Source organism: Neisseria sp. HMSC067H09 (assembly GCF_001814135.1).
Taxonomy (GTDB): Bacteria; Pseudomonadota; Gammaproteobacteria; order Burkholderiales; family Neisseriaceae; genus Neisseria.
Genome location: NZ_KV814884.1, coordinates 1 through 602, shown reverse-complemented (window position 1 = coordinate 602; position 602 = coordinate 1). Strand labels below are relative to the sequence as shown.

Here is a 602-nt window from a genome sequence, read left to right as displayed (position 1 = left end):
CCGACAGATGTCGGGGGCTTTTACTTTGTATTGTTTCGGTTTGGCGAACATCATTACCTTGTATGGCGGCGGTGGGGTGGAGTGGGGTAATATTCCGGATGATCCGGTTGCAGAAGGATGGGCTTTATTGATGTGGGAGGAGGCCGCTTCGGAATTGAAGTAAGTTGGGGAATGTTGCAGAATAAATACATTTCGGGATAGTGAAGTTGGAAATATTTAAAATTGTTTGAATTAAAATGATGAAAAGCATATGATAATAAAATATTTAGTGGTAACGCCTCCACGGCGGTACCGTCCATATTAACGAAATGATAGGAAAACGCCCTTATGAAAAAATTCCTCTTTGCCGCACTCTCCGTTCTGACCGCCTCGCTGTCGCTGGCCGCCGTCAACATCAATACCGCTTCCCCGTCCGAATTGGAAGCCCTGCCCGGCATCGGTCCGGCCAAAGCGAAAGCCATTGCGGACTACCGCCAGCAGCACGGTGCCTTCAAATCGGTCGAGGAGCTCAAAAACGTCAAGGGCATCGGCGAGGGTATCTTCTCCAAACTGAAGACCGAAGCAACCGTCGCTCCCGCACCTGCCAACCCAAAAGCTAAAAA

General features: G+C 49.3%; 1 protein-coding gene. It reads left to right on the top strand.

Annotation, left to right across the window (positions count from 1 at the left end):
- Positions 1-327: 327 nt before the first annotated feature.
- Positions 328-602 (top strand): ComEA family DNA-binding protein (locus HMPREF2954_RS03650; RefSeq protein ID WP_045073276.1); only part of this gene is annotated, 275 nt, incomplete at its 3' end.